We start from the raw sequence: 15,306 nt of genomic DNA, 5'->3' as shown, positions 1-15,306 counted from the left end.
TCCCCCCACCTGCGCCAAGATAGATCAATCTTCAGGGGCGATAGTAACCTTCAGCCCGTCGAGATCGGCAGTGAACGGAATCTGGCACGACAGGCGTGAATTGGCTTCGCGATGGTCGGAGGATTCGAGCAGGTCGTCCTCGTCCTCGCTCATGGTCGGAAGTTTGTCCATCGATGCGGGATCGACATGGACATGGCAGGTCGCACACGAGCAACAGCCACCGCACAGGGCCAGCAGTTCGTCGAAACCATTGTCGCGGATGGCTTCCATCACGGTCAGGCCATCTTCGACCTCGATGGTGCTTTCGTCTCCATCACGATTGACCACTACCAGTTTTGGCATTGCTAACTCCGTATCGATTGATCGGCCTATCGGCCCTTTGCCCGCGCTGCTAAGCGGTGCAACCCGTGAACGCAAGAGAGGGTTTCCAATTGGGACTGACCGCACCACAGATCCGCGACGGACTGGATGAGATCGCGACCCGCGAGCCGCGCATCGGCGATGCGCTCAAGATCGCGGGCTATCCCGAACCGCGCATCCGCCCGACCGGCTACAAGACCCTGCTGCGCACCATCGTCGGCCAGCAGGTCTCCGTCGCTGCGGCAACATCGATGTGGAACAAGCTGGAGGCGGAACTGGGCGAGGATTTCACGCCTTCCTGCCTGCTGAAGCGCGACTTCGACACGCTGCGCGCCTGCGGCCTGTCGCGACAGAAGCAGGGCTATGCCCGCTCGCTGTGCGAACTGGTCGAAAGCGGCGAGCTCGATTTCGAGGGCCTTCCCTCCGACGACGAGGAAGCCATCGAACACCTGACCCGCATCAAGGGCATCGGTCGGTGGTCTGCCGAAATCTATCTGCTGTTCGCAGAAGGCCGTCCGGACATCTGGCCAGCGGGTGACCTGGCCGTGCAGAAGGCCGTCGGCCGCCTGCTGGGGCACGATGAAATGCCCAAGGAGAAGCTGGTGCGCGAAGTCGCAGAGGCCTGGCGACCGCATCGCGGGGCGGTCGCAATCTTCGCTTGGCATACCTACAATATGGAAGCGATCTGAACTTCCATCCAAAAACGGACCCTGCATGACCTCCAGCATCGAAGCCTTCCCGCTCATCCCGCGCGAGCACCTGTTCGGCAACCCGACCCGCGCCGGGGGGCAGATCAGCCCCGACGGCAAGTGGCTGAGCTGGCTCGCGCCGCGCGATGGTGTGCTCAATATCTGGATGGCCCCAGCGAATGATCCCGACGCGGCGCGCGCGATGTCGAACGATAAGGAACGCCCGATCCGCGACTATATGTGGGCGCCCGACAGCCGCAGCCTGCTCTATATCCAGGACAAGGGTGGCGACGAGAACTTCCTGCTCTACGGTATCGATGTAGAGACCGGGAAGGAGACCACGCTGACTCCCTTCGAGGAGACACGCGTGATGCTGGTTGGCGGGTCCGACACTTACAAGGACCGCATCCTGATAGGCCTCAACAACCGCGATCCGCGGTTCCACGATGTCCATTTGCTCGATCTCAACACGGGCGAGCTGACGCTGGTGCTGGAGAACAATGCCTACGCCGGCTTCGTGGCCGATGACGACCTGCAACTACGGTTGGCGATCCTGCCCAATGCCGAGGGCGGCACCGACTATTTCAAGGTTGTCGACAATGCGGTCGATGCCGAGGCTTTCAAGTCGACCGGGATCGACGATGCGCTGACCACCTCCCCCGCGGGCTTCACCCGCGACGGCAAGACCATGTACTGGCTCGACAGCGAAGGACGGAATACCGCCGCGCTGTTCGCTATGGACTGGGACAGCGGCACCAGCCGCCTAGTCGCGGAAGACCCGCGCGCCGATATCGGCGGCACGCTGAGGCACAAGGACACCGGCGAAGTGCTGGCGTGGAGCGCGACCTATCTCAAGCGCGAATGGACTGCGCTCGATCCCGACATCAAGGCCGCCTTCGATTTCCTGCGCGGCGAGCTCGAAGGCGAGTTCGGCATATCCAGCCGAACCGACGATGACCGCAAGTGGATCGTCGCCAACGATCCGGTGGTGAAGCCCGCGGCGAGCTATCTCTACGATCGCGATGCAGGCACGCTGACGAAGCTCTACACCACCCGCCCCGAGCTTGAAGGCGCGCCGCTGCAGCCGATGCATACGCTGGAGCTGACCAGCCGCGACGGGCTCACCCTGCCTTCCTATCTCACCTTGCCGCCGGGCAGCGACAGCGATGGCGACGGCGTGCCCGACGCGCCGGTGCCGATGGTTCTGCTGGTGCATGGCGGGCCGTGGGCGCGCGATGGCTATGGCTACAACGGTCACCACCAGTGGCTCGCCAATCGCGGCTATGCTGTGCTCTCCGTCAACTTCCGTGGCTCGACCGGTTTCGGCAAGTCCTTCGTCAATGCGGCCAATCTCGAATGGGGCCGCAAGATGCATGACGACCTGATCGATGCGGTCGAATGGGCGGTCGCAAGCGGGATCACCCCGCGCGAGAAGATCGCGATCATGGGCGGCTCCTATGGCGGCTATGCCACGCTGGCGGGCCTGACCTTCACGCCCGAGGTGTTCGCCTGCGGGGTCGATATCGTGGGTCCGTCCAATCTCGAAACGCTGCTGGAATCGATCCCGCCCTATTGGGAACCGATGGTGGCGCAGTTCCACACCCGCATGGGCAATCCGAACACCGAGGAAGGCCTGGCGCTGATCAAGGAGCGGAGCCCGCTCTACAAGGCCGGCGAGATCGTCCGCCCGCTGCTGATCGCGCAAGGCGCCAACGATCCGCGCGTCAAGCAGCCCGAAAGCGACCAGATCGTCAGCGCGATGAAGGACGCCGGGATCCCGGTCACCTATGTCCTTTACCCCGACGAAGGCCACGGCTTCGCCAAGCCCAGCAACAACATCGCCTTCACCGCTGTGACGGAAAATTTCCTCGCCACCAACCTTGGCGGGCGGGCCGAGCCGATCGGCGATACGGTGACACAATCGACCGCGCAGATCCCCGAAGGCGCGGAGTTCGTGGAAGGCCTGCTCGAAGCGGCTGGATAAAGGGTTTCACTCCGCAACGCTCTGGTGCACAGTCCCTCCCGACACCTTTCGGGAGAGGACACCATGGCGCGCAAGAGCATCTTCATCACCGGCGGCGGCAGCGGCATCGGCCGCGCCATCGCGCAGAAATTCGCAGCCGAAGGCTGGTTCGTCGGCCTGGGCGACATCAGCGACAGCGGCATGGCCGAAACGGCGCGGCTGATCGGCGCAGAGAACTGCTCGATCCACCATCTCGACGTGCGCGACCGCGCGGCGTGGGATGCAGCTCTGGAGGCGTTCTCGCAGGCCGCCGGCGGCAGGATCGATGTGCTGGCAAACAATGCCGGCATCCCCATCGGCGGCTCGCTGGTCGAAAACAGTGAGGACGAGATCACCCGCTGCCTCGACATCAATCTCAAGGGCGTGCTGTTCGGCGCGCAGGCGGCCTTCCCGCACCTCAGGAAGACCGCGCCCGGCTCCTGCCTGCTCAACACCGCCAGCGCAGCGGGCATCTACGGCAGCCCGGGCGGCTCGGTCTATTGCGCTACCAAGTTCGGCGTCCGCGGGATCACCGAGAGCCTCGACGGCGAATGGGCCGGCTTCGGCATCAATGTCCGTTCGTTGATGCCCAGCTTCATCGACACACCGCTGCTCGACATGGTGCCCAATGCCGGCACCAATGAGCATATCCGCAACCGGGTACAGGCGTCCGGGCTGGAAATTACCCCGGTTGAGAAAGTGGCAGAAGCGGCGTGGCGCGCAGTGCATGAGGACCAGCTTCACTGGCCGGTGGGCAAGACCGCCAAGCGCATCAAGTTCGCCGCCCGCTGGATGCCGGGCCGCGTGCGCAAGCAGTCGCGCGACCGGGCCAACATGCAGCTCTTGGGAGACTGACCTCTTGCGTTTGCTGGTCGCGCTGATGCTGCTGGTGGGGCTGGCTGGCCCTGCCCAGGCGGAACTTCCACCGGGTGAGCCCTTCTCCCCTGCCACGGTCTATACAATCACGTCGAACGTGCTCGACGGCGAGCGCAAGCTCGTCGTGAGGCTTCCTGTCGAGTATGCCAGCGAACCCGAAAGGCGATTCCGCGTTTTGTACCTGCTCGATGGCGGGCCGGAGCAAGATTTCGAGCACATCGCCGGAATCGTCCAGAGCCGCGAGATGAACTACTCGTTCGATCCGTTCATCCTGGTTGGCATCCAGAGCGTCAATCGTCGCCACTTCTTTGCGCCTTCGGCCGCAGATCACAAGCCTTATGAAGAAGCGCTCGGTGCCGTTCCGGGCGGCTCGACGGACTATCGAAGATTCCTGCGCGAAGAGTTGAAGCCGAGGATCGAAGCCAGCTTCCGTACCGAGGGCAATGGCACGGTCATGGGCGAATCGTTAGCCGCTCTGTTCGTGGTCGAGACATTGCTGGAAGACCCCACGCTGTTCGACGACTACATCGCAATCTCGCCTTCCATGTGGTGGGAAGAGATGAAATACGGACGAGAAGCGAGGAGCTATTTCGCCAGGCCCCCACCGGGCAAGCGTCGGCTCTATCTGACGTCGGCCTCCGAAGGCGACTGGCATCGCGAAGGGACAGAGCAGCTGATCCACGCCTTGCGCACAAGCGCGCCGGCAGGGCTGCAATGGACTTTCGTAGATGCTGGCGACAGCGAGACTCACGGCACATTGTACCACCCGATGGCACTCGACGCCTTGCGCGCGCTCTACGGCTCGCCAATGCGCGAATACAAGGCCTATCCCTTGATCGGCGGCCCGCCCATCACCGAACGTACAGCGGAAGAGCAGGCCTTGCTCGACACCGAATGCACCGGCGACAACAGCTTGCGCATCACTCCCGGCGCAGCCGAACGCGGGCGCGAAGGGCTGTATTACCGTTGCTTGCTATACGAGCTCGGCCCACTTCCACGCGAAGGTAACCTCGACCGCTAGACCAGCGCGTTTATCGCTTTGGCCATGGTCACATCGCGCAGCGACAGCGCCCCGCCATTCTCGGGATCGGCATCATGCGTGGTCAGCGTGATCTCGACCCGGTTGTAGACGTTGAACCATTCGGGATGATGGTCCTGCTTTTCGGCCAAAAGCGCGACACGGTTCATGAAGCCCCAGGCTTCGCTGAAATCCTTGAACGCAAAGCTGCGGAAGATGGCATCCTTGCCCTCGGCCAGTTCCCAGCCCTTGAGCGCGGCGAGCCAGCTTGTGCGTTCTTCCTCGGTCAGCTTGGCGACGGTCATGGGCATCCTCGTGCGGTGGGCGTGTGCGGGTAACTTGTGATGGAGCAGGCTTTGGCTTATCGCCTCGGCCCATGCAAGCCACACTCGCCGCACGCAACCTTGCCTGCCGTCGCGGCGACCGGCTGCTGTTCACCGGTCTCAACTTCGCGCTGGAGGCAGGCGCTGCGTTGCATGTGACCGGCCCCAACGGCACCGGCAAGTCCAGCCTGATCCGCATCCTGGCCGGCCTTCTGCGCCCACTCGAAGGCGCGGTCGAAAGTGCGGGCGCAATGGCCATGATCGACGAGCGGCTGGCGCTCGATCCCGACTGGACGCTGGGCAAGGCGCTGGAGTTCTGGGAACGGCTCGACGGGTGCAGCGACCCGTCGTTGGCTCTATCGACGATGGAACTTGCGCCGCTGCTGGATATTCCGGTGCGCTACCTCTCCACCGGCCAGCGCAAGCGCGCCGCCTTCGCCCGACTGCTCTGCAAGAGCCACGAAATCTGGTTGCTCGACGAGCCTTTCAACGGGCTCGACAGTGGAGCCTGCGAGAAGGTCGAAGTGCTGGTGAAGCTGCATTGCAGCGGCGGCGGCATCTGCGTGATCGCGTCGCACCAGCCAACCGGGGTGGCGACACAGACGCTCGCCATCGGGGACTTCACCCCATGAGCGTGTTCGGCAGCTTGCTCCGGCGCGACCTCGCGCTGCTCCTGCCAGGGGGCTCGCGCGGCGGGGCGATCCTGCCGCTGCTGTTCTTCCTCGCGGTGGCGATGCTCTATCCATTCGCAGTCGGGCCGGATGCGCCGCTGCTGGCGCGGACCGGGGGCGGGGTGTTGTGGGTCGCTGCCCTGCTCGCCGCGATCCTGCCGCTCGACCGGCTGGTGACCGAGGACCTGACGCAAGGAGTGTTCGACCAGTTCGCGCTGCGCGGCATTGCCGAGGAAGTGACCATGGCCAGCCGCCTGCTAGCGCATTGGCTGGCCTTCGCGCCGCTCTTGCTGTTGGCATGCTTCCCCGCTGCCGCTTTGCTGGGGCTGGACGGTGCTACGACCCGGCTGGTGCTGCTCGGCCTGCTGGCAGGCACGCCCGGTCTTGCCGGTATCGGCCTGATCGTTGCCAGCCTGATGGCAAGCTTGCGCGCAGGTGCGGCGCTGGGCGGGTTGTTGCTGCTGCCGCTGGCGGTCCCGATTCTGATCTTCGGCGCGGGCAGCCTGGCGCAGGGCGACACCACCGGCATCGCGCTCGCCGGAGCGATCAGCCTCGCCCTCTGCGCCATTGCCCCTTTCGCCGCCGGTGCCGCGATCCGCGCCGCACGCGGGGGGTGAGCCGGACGCCGATCTATGCTTTGATCACATTTGCAAAAATCGATTCGGGAGAGACGACTTGGGAGCCTTGAAGGAACCGCACGGCGGCGAGCTGAAGAACCTCTATTTGAACGCAGAGGAGGCTGCCGAGGAAAAAGCCAGGTCCAAGGACTGGCCCAGCTGGGACCTGACCCCGCGCCAGCTGTGTGATATCGAACTGATCCTCAATGGCGGCTTCTCCCCGCTCGAGGGCTTCCAGGGCAAGGCCGATTACGACAGCGTCGTCTCAGACATGCGGCTTGCTAACGGCCTGCTGTGGCCGATCCCGATCACCATGGATGTGACGCAGGAGTTCGCCGATACGGTGAGCGAAGGCGATGTCATAACCCTGCGTGACCGCGAAGGCGTGCTCGTCGCCACCATGACCATCAGCGACAAGTGGACGCCCGACAAGCGTGCCGAATGCGAAGGCGTGCTCGGCACGACCGATGACAAGCATCCCGAAGTCGATCGGCTGCTCAACCATTCGAACCCGGTCTATCTCGGCGGCAAATTGAAAGGCGTGCAGGCCCCGCGCCATTTCGACTTCACGCATAACCGCCACAGTCCGCAGGAATTGCGCGACCTGTTCGCCAAGTGGAGCTGGCGCAAGGTCGTCGCCTTCCAGACCCGCAACCCGCTCCACCGCGCGCATCAGGAGCTAACCTTCCGCGCCGCGCGCGAGGCCGAGGCGAACCTGCTGCTGCACCCGGTGGTGGGCCTGACCAAGCCGGGCGACATCGATTATTTCACCCGCGTGCGCTGCTACGAGAAGCTGATGGCGCATTACCCTGACCAGACCAGCGCGCTCTCGCTCCTGCCGCTCGCCATGCGCATGGCCGGCCCGCGCGAGGCGGTGTGGCACGGCATCATCCGCAAGAATTACGGCTGCACGCATTTCATCATCGGGCGCGACCATGCCGGGCCGGGCAAGGATTCGAACGGCGAGGATTTCTACGGGCCGTATGACGCGCAGGACCTGTTCGTCGAGCATCAGGAAGAGCTCGACATCAGCCTGGTGCCATTCAAGCAGATGGTCTATGTGCAAGAGCGGGCGCAATATGCACCGGTGGACGAGGTCCAGAGCCATGAGACCCAGCTCAACATCTCCGGCACCGAGCTGCGGCGGCGGCTAAAGCACAATCTCGAACTGCCCGACTGGTTCAGCTTCCCCGAAGTCGTGAAGGTGCTGCGCGAGCGGCATCCTCCGCTCACCGAACAGGGTTTCACGCTGTTCTTCACCGGCTTTTCCGGCAGCGGCAAATCGACCATCGCAAATGCGGTCATGACCAAGCTGATGGAGATGGGTGGTCGCCGCGTGACGCTGCTCGACGGCGACGTGGTGCGCAAGAACCTCTCCAGCGAGCTCGGCTTCTCCAAGGAGCACCGCAATCTCAACATCGAGCGGATCGGCTATGTCGCGAGCGAGATCACTAAGAATGGCGGCATCGCCATCTGCGCCCCGATCGCACCCTATTCCGGCAGCCGCCGCGTGGTCCGCGAACTGATCGAGCCGCTCGGCGGATTCCTCGAGATCCACGTCAACACTCCGCTGGAAGTGTGCGAAGCCCGCGACCGCAAGGGCCTCTACGCCAAGGCCCGCGCGGGCGTGATCAAGGAGTTCACCGGCATTTCCGATCCTTACGAGGAGCCGGAAGACCCCGAAATGCGGATCGACACGACCGATATCACCATCGACCAGGCCGCGCAGCAGGTGCTGCTGAAGCTGGAGAAACTGGGGTATTTGGGGGCTTAGGCCAGTTCCAGTTCCCTACGTCACCCCGGCCTTGAGCCGGGGTCCCACTGCCTTTCAGATCAGCGTATCGAACAAATCCTCCCACTCAGGATTGGCGCGTTCGATCAACTCGAACTTCCACTCACGCCGCCATTTCTTGATGCGCTTCTCTTGCTCAATGCAGGCATGAATGTCGTCCCCGCGCTCTGCCCAAACGAGGCGCGTGAGCCCGTATTTGGCGCAGAAATCCGACCCATTGCCTTCGCGATGTTGCGTGATCCGCTCCGACAGATGCGCTGTAACGCCGACATACATGGTGCCGCGATAGACATCGGCCATTATGTAGACCCAACCGCCTTTGCCTTCTTCGCCCATCGCGCGAGGAAGAAGGAAGTGGGACCCCGGGTCAAGCCCGGGGTGACGGTGTTGATGGAAATCGCCTAATACGGCGGCCTGTGCTTCCCGGTCGGGCTCGCGGTAAAGATCTCGATCCCGTCTTCCGTAATACCCAACGAGTGTTCGAACTGCGCGCTTAGCGATTTGTCACGCGTAACTGCGGTCCAGCCGTCCTTGAGGACCTTGCCCCAAGGCTTGCCGAGATTGATCATCGGTTCGATGGTGAAGAACATGCCGGGCTTGAGCTCCGGCCCTGTCCCCGCCCGCGCAGCGTGGACCACTTCCGGCGCGTCGTGGAACAGGCGGCCGAGGCCGTGGCCGCAGAACTCGCGGACCACGCCATAGCGGTGCTGGCGCGCGTGCGCTTCGATCACGGCTCCAATATCGCCGAGCCGAGCGCCGGGCTTCGACGCCGCTTCGATCCCCAGCATCAGGCATTCATAGGTCACTTCGACAAGCTTCTGCGCCTTCAGCGACGGTTCGCCGGCGAAGAACATACGGCTGGTGTCGCCATGCCAGCCGTCAAGCAGCGGGGTCACGTCGACATTGATGATGTCGCCATCCTTCAGCACCTTGTCGCCCGGGATGCCGTGGCAGATGACGTGGTTGATCGAGGTGCAGCAGCTGTGCGCATAGCCGCGATAGCCCATCGTCGCCGGTACCGCGCCGCCATCGAGCGTCATGGTGCGCACGAGATCGTCGATCTCGCCGGTGGTAACGCCGGGCTTCACGAAATCGGCCACTTCGTCGAGGATTTCGGCGGCCAGCCGGCCAGCCTTGCGCATGCCCTCGAACCCGTCGGGGCCGTGGAGCTTGATGGTGCCGTCGCGCTGGACGTCGTCGTCGCTGGTTATGACCTGGTATTCACTCATGCGCCGGTATGTAGCGACTGGCAGCCGAAATTGCGAGTGCGCGCTAGCGAACCGCGAAAGCGTCGCGAAAGGCAGGGCGCACTGCGGCGAGTATCTCCTTGGTCACCGGCAAGGTCACTTCATAATCGCCCTCAGCATAGGAGCCGGCGACGTAAGGGTCGGCGATAAAGCCGATGCGGTTGAATGCCTTGCGGTTTGACGATCCCAGCAGGACGGTCAGCTCGCCCACTCCGGGGCACTCGCTGAAATATCCGCTGCCATCGACTTCGCCCCTGCGCTCGGCCCGCAGCCTGTTGAGCTCGGCGCAATAGGCCTTCTCTACTGCCCCGTTCAGCGCATCGGGCGATACGAAGAAATCGACCGGCTTGAGCGCGCGGTTGCTTTCACGGTCCCAAACCAGCGCGGAGGTTCCGTGGTTCGGGTGCGCACCACCGGTGTAGCTGTAGATTTGGGCCGACAGGCTCAGGTAGCGCGGTGTATTGGCGACGACTTGCCACTCGGTCCCCTCGGCATAAGCGTTGTAAGGGAAGCCTTGCTCCTTGGAGTCGGCACTTGCCTGGCGGGCCTGGCTTTCAAGCGCCGCGCGACCATCCGCCATGTCCTTGTCAAGCCGAGCTTTCAGTGCCGGGATCGCGGCCACTTCCTTGGGGTAGGCAAATTCGAAGCTGAAGAGCGCTGATTCCTCGCTGATATTGACGGCTTCGACCGGCGTTTCGGCATCAGGCGCGGCCGAGGCCGAAGCGGTTGGAGCAGGTGTGGCAACCGCAGCCCCATCGTCCTTTCCCGCACCATCGGTTGCCTCTCCGGAAAGATCGCATGCGGCCAGCACCATGGCAGGCGCAATCAGCACGGCGAAACGCATCATCGAGTTTGACTCCTATTCACGCGCTACCCATTACCATTGAAACGCGCTTACCAAAACGGACATTAAATGACTGAAGCTGAACTTATCCAGCCCGATCGCGGGCAAGACGCCGTCCCGATCCAACTGGTCAACGAAAAAACCTTCACTGACTGGAGCAAATCGCTCGGAGCTGGTCAGCGTGCGGCGCTCGCGGCGCAGAAATTTGACGGGGGCGGTTACCAGGTCGGCATCGTACCCGATGGCGACAGCTGGTTTGCAGTCGGTGGTGTCGCCAACCCTGAAGACCTCTCCAGCTGGTGCCTTGCCAAACTGGCCGAGGTGCTTCCCGAGGGCACCTACAGGCTGAAGAACGGCAAGATCGGCCCAGCCATGCTTGGCTGGCTCACCGCGCAATACCGTTTCACCCGCTACAAGGATGACGACAAGGCGCAGGGTCCGCGCGTGCTGCTGACCGAAGAGGTCAAGGCTATCGCTTCCGCAGTCGCTGAGGCTGAAGCGGTGCACCTTGTCCGCCGCATGGTCGACACCCCGGCCGAGGACATGGGCCCGGCAGCGATCGAAGAGGAAATCGAAAAGCTCGCCAAGAAGCACGGCGCCAAGCTCAGCGTGACCAAGGGCGATACGCTGGAGAAGGAATATCCGATGGTCCACGCCGTGGGCCGGGCGGCGGATCGCAAGCACGCACCGCGGATCATGCATTTGACCTGGGGCAAGGAGAAAAACCCGGTCCTCGCCATCGTCGGCAAGGGCGTGGCATTCGACAGCGGCGGCCTCGATATCAAATCGGCTGTCGGCATGAAGTTGATGAAGAAGGATATGGGCGGCGCGGCGCATGCAATTGCACTCGCTGACCTGGTCATGGGCGGCAATTTGCCGGTGCGGCTGCACTTGCTGGTTCCCGCAGTCGAGAACGCCATTTCCGGCAATGCCTTCCGCCCCGGCGACGTGCTCAAGACACGCAAGGGGCTGACGGTCGAGATCGGTAACACCGACGCCGAGGGTCGCTTGATCCTCGGCGATGCGCTGGCCCGGGCGAGCGAGGAAAAACCAGAGCTGATCATCGATTTCGCCACACTGACAGGTGCAGCACGCGTGGCGCTAGGTCCGGACCTGCCGGCGCTGATGACCCGCCGTGACGAGACTGCAGACGCGCTGATTGCTGCGGGCAAGGCCTGCGACGATGAGCCGTGGCGCCTGCCGCTTCCCGATGCCTATCGCGAATGGCTCAAATCCGACATCGCCGACCTCAACAACGCGCATGGCAATGCCTATGCCGGGGCCAGCGTTGCTGGGCTATTTCTCGATCGCTTCGTGAGCGAAGATATCGACTGGGCCCATTTCGACACCTTCGCCTGGCGCCCCTTCGCCAAGCCCGGCCGCCCAAAGGGTGGCGAGGCTTACGGGCTAAGGGCCAGCTGGCGCATGTTGCAGGAACGCTTCACCGCTGGGTAAGGCTTTGGCGGCGCGCTTGCCCGGCGCGGGCGCGGCGTCTAAGCGCGAAATTGAGAACGCAAACAGGGTTTGATCGACTGCGGTGAGCGAAGGCGCACATTATCCGATTCCCGAAGGCCAGTTGTCGCTGAGCGGGCCGGTCGACCGGCCCGCTCCCGGCACGCTGCCGATCCGCGGCGATGTCGCGCATATCGCGCTCGCCGATCGCTATCTCGTGCCGCACTATGTCGTGCCCAATGCAATGACGGTTGCGCATGGCCCAGTGGCCTTGCTGCTGGCCGAGGATGAGGGGTCCGAAGTGCTCCGCACGCTGGAGACCGGCGATGTGTTCGAAGCCCTCGATGTGACGGCCAGCTGGGTCTGGGGCAGCTGCGGGCCTGATGGTCCGAGCGGCTATGTAAAGCGCTCCGCTTTCGATCTCTGATGGCCCATACCGTCTTCATCGATGGCGCGGCCGGGACCACCGGCCTCGAAATCCGCGACCGGCTGGCGGATCGCAATGAGTTCGAGCTGGTGGTGCTCGACGATGCCCGGCGCAAGGACCCGGCGGCGCGGCGCGAAGCGCTCAACGACAGCGATTTCGCTATCCTGTGCTTGCCCGATGACGCTGCTATCGAAGCGGTGGCAATGATCGATCCGTCCAGCAAGACACGGGTGATTGACGCGTCGACCGCGCATCGCGTGGCCGATGGCTGGACCTACGGGTTTCCCGAGCTGGTCGGCCGGGATGCGGTCTCCTCCGCACGCTTTGTCAGCAATCCGGGCTGCTATCCCACCGGCTTCCTCGCGCTCGTCGCGCCGCTCGTTCGCGCAGGCCAACTGCCTGCCGACTGGCCTTACACCTGCAATGCGGTGAGCGGGTATTCCGGCGGCGGCAAGGCGCTGATCGAACGCTTCGAAGGCGAAGGCGCGGATATCGCCTTTCGCACCTACGGCCTGAACCTCGCGCACAAGCACGGTCCGGAAATGAAGGTTCATGCCGGCCTCGATCACGTCGTCTTGTTCGCCCCCTCTGTCGTCCCGGCCTATCGAGGGATGGTGGTGGAAGTGCCGTTGCACGTAGGTGCGATGGCCAATGATCCGCATGCCGACGCGCTGCGCGATGCCTTGTTGGCATTTTACGAGGGCTCTTCGATAGTCATGGTTTCGCGCGGAGATACTGCCAGCGAGCTGCTGATCCACCGCAATGCCGAACCGAGCGATAGCATGACTCTCCATGTGTTCGGGAACGAAGGCGGCTGGAACGCTCGACTGGTCGCCGTGCTCGACAATCTTGGCAAGGGCGCGAGCGGTGCCGCAGTGCAAAATCTGAACATCATGGCCGGCCTGCCGGAGTGCACCGGCTTGAGGCTTATCTGACAACTCTGCCTATTTATTGGGCAGGTGTTGGATTCCGATTAAGCAGGCCTGACCTCGCTTGGCGGAAGCGGCTTCCCCGACTCTCGCGTTTGCCCTAGGCAACGGGCCGGAAGTCGAGCAGCGCATGATTCTGGCACGATTCTTGGATCGTGCGCGGGCGAATTATGAAGCAGCTGACCGCCGTTGCCCGGAACCAATCCTCCGGCACCGAGTCGGTAAGACGAGCAAGGGGGATATGGCGTGATGAAAAAGATCGAAGCGATCATCAAGCCGTTCAAGCTGGATGAAGTGAAGGAAGCGCTGCACGAAGTGGGCGTTTCAGGGATCACCGTGACCGAGGCCAAGGGCTTCGGACGCCAGAAAGGCCATACCGAGCTCTATCGCGGCGCCGAATATGTCGTCGACTTCCTGCCCAAGGTGAAGCTCGAGGTCGTCGTGCCCGACAGTAACGCCGAACGCGTAGTGGAAGCGATCGCCGCTGCCTCGCAGACCGGCCGCATCGGCGACGGGAAGATCTTCGTATCCTCCATCGAAAGCGCACTGCGTATCCGTACCGGCGAAAAAGACGACGACGCCATCTGACGTTTCCACCTCAATCCGTTTCTCCAGACATCACCAGTAAAGGGAAGACCCAATGTCCAAGGCCAAAGACATCATCAAACAGATCAAGGAAAACGAGGTCGAATGGGTCGACCTGCGTTTCACTGACCCCAAGGGCAAGTGGCAGCACCTCTCGATGGTCGCCAGCATCATGGGTGAAGACGAACTCGAAGACGGTCTCATGTTCGACGGCTCCTCGATCGAAGGCTGGAAGGCCATCAACGAATCCGACATGATCCTGAAGCCCGACCTCGACCGTGCCTACATGGATCCGTTCAGCGCTACGCCGATGATGATCCTGTTCTGCGACATCGTCGAGCCCTCGACCGGCGACTGGTACGCGCGTGACCCGCGCACCACTGCCAAGCGCGCCGAAGCCTACCTCAAGACCACCGGCGTCGGCGACACTGTCTACGTCGGCCCGGAAGCGGAATTCTTCATGTTCGATGATGTCCGCTTCGAAGACGGCTACGCCGGTTCGGGCTTTGCCATCGACGATGTCGAGCTGCCGACCAACTCGGGCAAGGAATACGAAGCCGGCAACATGGCGCACCGTCCGCGCGCCAAGGGTGGCTACTTCCCCGTCGCACCGGTCGACAGCGCGATGGACATTCGCGGCGAAATGGTCGCCACCATGATCGAGATGGGCCTCAATTGCGATAAGCACCACCACGAAGTGGCCGCCGCGCAGCACGAGCTGGGCCTGACCTTCTCGACCCTGGTCGAAACCGCCGACAACATGCAGATCTACAAGTATGTCGTGCACCAGGTTGCCCATGCCTATGGCAAGACCGCGACCTTCATGCCCAAGCCGATCAAGGAAGATAACGGCTCGGGCATGCACACCCACATGTCGATCTGGGACGGCGGCAAACCGACCTTCGCCGGCAATGAATATGCCGGGCTGAGCGAGAACTGCCTCTATTACATCGGCGGTGTCATCAAGCACGCGAAGGCACTCAATGCCTTCACCAACCCGACCACCAACAGCTACAAGCGCCTCGTTCCGGGCTACGAAGCGCCGGTGCTGCTGGCCTATTCGGCTCGCAACCGTTCGGCATCGTGTCGCATCCCTTATGGTGCCGGCGAGAAAGCCAAGCGCGTCGAATTCCGTTTCCCGGATGCGATGGCGAACCCTTACCTCGCCTATTCGGCGCTGCTGATGGCGGGCCTCGACGGGATCACCAACAAGATTCATCCGGGCGATGCCATGGACAAGAACCTGTATGACCTGCCGCCGGCCGAACTGGCTGACGTCCCGACGGTCTGCGGCTCCTTGCGCGAAGCGCTCGAAGCGCTGGCTGCCGACCATGAGTTCCTGCTCAAGGGCGATGTGTTCACCAAGGACCAGATCGACGCTTACATGGAACTGAAATGGGACGATGTGATCCGCTGGGAAACGACCCCGGGCCCGGTCGAATTCGACATGTATTACAGCGCGTAAGCGCTCGCC

General features: G+C 63.0%; 17 protein-coding genes. 12 read left to right on the top strand and 5 right to left on the bottom strand.

What is annotated here, in order from left to right; translation table 11 throughout:
* Positions 1-24 precede the first annotated feature (24 nt).
* Positions 25-342 (bottom strand): 2Fe-2S iron-sulfur cluster-binding protein, encoded by a 318-nt coding sequence (locus tag QPW08_RS05035; RefSeq protein ID WP_284124648.1) that lies wholly within the window; start codon positions 340-342, stop codon positions 25-27.
* An 89-nt stretch (positions 343-431) separates the two neighbouring features.
* On the opposite strand from QPW08_RS05035, the gene QPW08_RS05030 reads away from it, so the two are divergent.
* From QPW08_RS05030 to QPW08_RS05015, 4 genes are all read left to right on the top strand, one after another.
* Positions 432-1,049 carry a DNA-3-methyladenine glycosylase family protein gene (locus QPW08_RS05030; protein WP_284126297.1) on the top strand — a complete coding sequence of 206 codons (618 nt, stop codon included), beginning with the start codon at positions 432-434 and terminating at the stop codon, positions 1,047-1,049.
* Positions 1,050-1,074: 25 nt separating this feature from the next.
* The gene (locus QPW08_RS05025; protein WP_284124647.1) at positions 1,075-3,033 is read left to right on the top strand and encodes a S9 family peptidase; all 1,959 of its coding nucleotides are present in this window, start codon (positions 1,075-1,077) and stop codon (positions 3,031-3,033) included.
* Positions 3,034-3,096: 63 nt separating this feature from the next.
* Positions 3,097-3,906 carry an SDR family oxidoreductase gene (locus tag QPW08_RS05020; RefSeq protein ID WP_284124646.1) on the top strand — a complete coding sequence of 270 codons (810 nt, stop codon included), beginning with the start codon at positions 3,097-3,099 and terminating at the stop codon, positions 3,904-3,906.
* Between the two features lie 4 nt (positions 3,907-3,910).
* Complete coding sequence (locus tag QPW08_RS05015) at positions 3,911-4,948, top strand: alpha/beta hydrolase (protein WP_284124645.1); 1,038 nt, start codon at positions 3,911-3,913, stop codon at positions 4,946-4,948.
* Here the strand turns inward: QPW08_RS05015 and QPW08_RS05010 are convergent.
* Positions 4,945-5,250, bottom strand: coding sequence for a 4a-hydroxytetrahydrobiopterin dehydratase (locus QPW08_RS05010; protein ID WP_284124644.1), 306 nt, complete (start codon positions 5,248-5,250; stop codon positions 4,945-4,947). The genes QPW08_RS05015 and QPW08_RS05010 overlap by 4 nt on opposite strands.
* 71 nt (positions 5,251-5,321) lie before the next feature.
* Here QPW08_RS05010 and ccmA point away from each other — a divergent pair, with 71 nt between their 5' ends.
* From ccmA to QPW08_RS04995, 3 genes are all read left to right on the top strand, one after another.
* A complete protein-coding gene (gene ccmA / locus QPW08_RS05005) occupies positions 5,322-5,900 on the top strand; it encodes a heme ABC exporter ATP-binding protein CcmA (protein WP_284124643.1) in 579 nt (192 codons plus the stop codon).
* On the top strand, positions 5,897-6,556 hold the full coding sequence (locus QPW08_RS05000) for a heme exporter protein CcmB (protein WP_284124642.1): 660 nt from the start codon (positions 5,897-5,899) through the stop codon (positions 6,554-6,556). Before ccmA ends, QPW08_RS05000 begins: the two co-directional genes overlap by 4 nt.
* Before the next feature lie 67 nt (positions 6,557-6,623).
* The gene (locus tag QPW08_RS04995) at positions 6,624-8,330 is read left to right on the top strand and encodes a bifunctional sulfate adenylyltransferase/adenylylsulfate kinase (RefSeq protein WP_284124641.1); all 1,707 of its coding nucleotides are present in this window, start codon (positions 6,624-6,626) and stop codon (positions 8,328-8,330) included.
* A 54-nt stretch (positions 8,331-8,384) separates the two neighbouring features.
* Here the strand turns inward: QPW08_RS04995 and QPW08_RS04990 are convergent, their stop codons facing one another.
* The 3 genes from QPW08_RS04990 to QPW08_RS04980 all read right to left on the bottom strand — a co-directional run bounded on the left by QPW08_RS04990 (position 8,385) and on the right by QPW08_RS04980 (position 10,442).
* Positions 8,385-8,684 carry a GIY-YIG nuclease family protein gene (locus tag QPW08_RS04990; RefSeq protein ID WP_284124640.1) on the bottom strand — a complete coding sequence of 100 codons (300 nt, stop codon included), beginning with the start codon at positions 8,682-8,684 and terminating at the stop codon, positions 8,385-8,387.
* Positions 8,685-8,749: 65 nt separating this feature from the next.
* Entirely contained in the window at positions 8,750-9,577 is an 828-nt protein-coding gene (map, locus tag QPW08_RS04985) for a type I methionyl aminopeptidase (RefSeq protein WP_284124639.1), read from the bottom strand.
* Between the two features lie 43 nt (positions 9,578-9,620).
* Entirely contained in the window at positions 9,621-10,442 is an 822-nt protein-coding gene (locus QPW08_RS04980; protein WP_284124638.1) for a DUF4163 domain-containing protein, read from the bottom strand.
* A 66-nt stretch (positions 10,443-10,508) separates the two neighbouring features.
* On the opposite strand from QPW08_RS04980, the gene QPW08_RS04975 reads away from it, so the two are divergent.
* The 5 genes from QPW08_RS04975 (at position 10,509) to glnA (ending at position 15,297) form a co-directional block, all read left to right on the top strand.
* Positions 10,509-11,894, top strand: coding sequence for a leucyl aminopeptidase family protein (locus tag QPW08_RS04975; RefSeq protein WP_284124637.1), 1,386 nt, complete (start codon positions 10,509-10,511; stop codon positions 11,892-11,894).
* Between the two features lie 82 nt (positions 11,895-11,976).
* A complete protein-coding gene (locus QPW08_RS04970) occupies positions 11,977-12,318 on the top strand; it encodes a hypothetical protein (protein WP_284124636.1) in 342 nt (113 codons plus the stop codon).
* Positions 12,318-13,253 (top strand): N-acetyl-gamma-glutamyl-phosphate reductase, encoded by a 936-nt coding sequence (argC, locus tag QPW08_RS04965; protein WP_284124635.1) that lies wholly within the window; start codon positions 12,318-12,320, stop codon positions 13,251-13,253. The genes QPW08_RS04970 and argC overlap by 1 nt, the downstream gene beginning before the upstream one ends.
* Positions 13,254-13,496: 243 nt before the next feature.
* On the top strand, positions 13,497-13,835 hold the full coding sequence (locus QPW08_RS04960; protein ID WP_284124634.1) for a P-II family nitrogen regulator: 339 nt from the start codon (positions 13,497-13,499) through the stop codon (positions 13,833-13,835).
* 52 nt (positions 13,836-13,887) lie between these two features.
* Positions 13,888-15,297: a type I glutamate--ammonia ligase gene (gene glnA / locus QPW08_RS04955; protein ID WP_284124633.1), complete on the top strand. Its 1,410-nt coding sequence runs from the start codon at positions 13,888-13,890 to the stop codon at positions 15,295-15,297.
* Positions 15,298-15,306 lie beyond the last annotated feature (9 nt).

This window comes from Parerythrobacter aestuarii, assembly GCF_030140925.1.
Lineage (GTDB): Bacteria > Pseudomonadota > Alphaproteobacteria > Sphingomonadales > Sphingomonadaceae > Parerythrobacter > Parerythrobacter aestuarii.
Note: the sequence above shows the minus strand (reverse complement) of the source record. Positions and strands in the feature narration are given on the sequence as shown.

Bases quoted from the DNA above. Each gene is read 5' to 3' on its own strand.
- QPW08_RS05000 (WP_284124642.1), top strand. From the start codon at position 5,897: ATGAGCGTGTTCGGCAGCTTGCTCCGGCGCGACCTCGCGCTGCTCCTG.
- QPW08_RS05025 (WP_284124647.1), top strand. From the start codon at position 1,075: ATGACCTCCAGCATCGAAGCCTTCCCGCTCATCCCGCGCGAGCACCTG.
- QPW08_RS04975 (WP_284124637.1), top strand. From the start codon at position 10,509: ATGACTGAAGCTGAACTTATCCAGCCCGATCGCGGGCAAGACGCCGTC.
- ccmA (WP_284124643.1), top strand. From the start codon at position 5,322: ATGCAAGCCACACTCGCCGCACGCAACCTTGCCTGCCGTCGCGGCGAC.
- QPW08_RS04990 (WP_284124640.1), bottom strand. From the start codon at position 8,684: ATGGGCGAAGAAGGCAAAGGCGGTTGGGTCTACATAATGGCCGATGTC.
- QPW08_RS05035 (WP_284124648.1), bottom strand. From the start codon at position 342: ATGCCAAAACTGGTAGTGGTCAATCGTGATGGAGACGAAAGCACCATC.
- glnA (WP_284124633.1), top strand. From the start codon at position 13,888: ATGTCCAAGGCCAAAGACATCATCAAACAGATCAAGGAAAACGAGGTC.
- QPW08_RS05010 (WP_284124644.1), bottom strand. From the start codon at position 5,250: ATGACCGTCGCCAAGCTGACCGAGGAAGAACGCACAAGCTGGCTCGCC.
- argC (WP_284124635.1), top strand. From the start codon at position 12,318: ATGGCCCATACCGTCTTCATCGATGGCGCGGCCGGGACCACCGGCCTC.
- QPW08_RS04960 (WP_284124634.1), top strand. From the start codon at position 13,497: ATGAAAAAGATCGAAGCGATCATCAAGCCGTTCAAGCTGGATGAAGTG.
- QPW08_RS05020 (WP_284124646.1), top strand. From the start codon at position 3,097: ATGGCGCGCAAGAGCATCTTCATCACCGGCGGCGGCAGCGGCATCGGC.
- QPW08_RS04980 (WP_284124638.1), bottom strand. From the start codon at position 10,442: ATGATGCGTTTCGCCGTGCTGATTGCGCCTGCCATGGTGCTGGCCGCA.
- map (WP_284124639.1), bottom strand. From the start codon at position 9,577: ATGAGTGAATACCAGGTCATAACCAGCGACGACGACGTCCAGCGCGAC.